Below are 278 nucleotides of genomic sequence, written 5' to 3'. Positions count from 1 at the left end.
TGGTAATGAGGTGTTACCCGCTGGGTCTGTCGCTGTTGCAGTGACGGTCTCACCATTGGTCAAGCCACCTGGATTTGGTGTGGTCCACGCCCCAGTCGTTGGATCTGTTGGGACCTGAACACTTGTACCATCTGGGAAGGTCACGGTTACTGTCGAACCAGGTTCTGCTGTACCACTGATTGGGTCGGTCGCATTGATCGGATCAAGCACTGGTGCATTTGGTGCAACGGTATCAATCGTCAATACTGCGCTATCTGTGCCCACATTGCCCGCTGCAT

At 54.0% G+C, this 278-nt stretch carries 1 protein-coding gene; it reads right to left on the bottom strand.

Going from position 1 to position 278, the window contains the following annotated elements; genetic code table 11:
* On the bottom strand, positions 1-278 hold a 278-nt coding region (locus tag V6E90_RS21660; protein ID WP_332606426.1), incomplete at both ends, for an Ig-like domain-containing protein.

Origin of the sequence: Acinetobacter sp. ESBL14, from assembly GCF_036668815.1 — a bacterium.
GTDB lineage: Bacteria > Pseudomonadota > Gammaproteobacteria > Pseudomonadales > Moraxellaceae > Acinetobacter > Acinetobacter gyllenbergii.
This window is presented reverse-complemented; position numbering and strand designations above follow the sequence as displayed.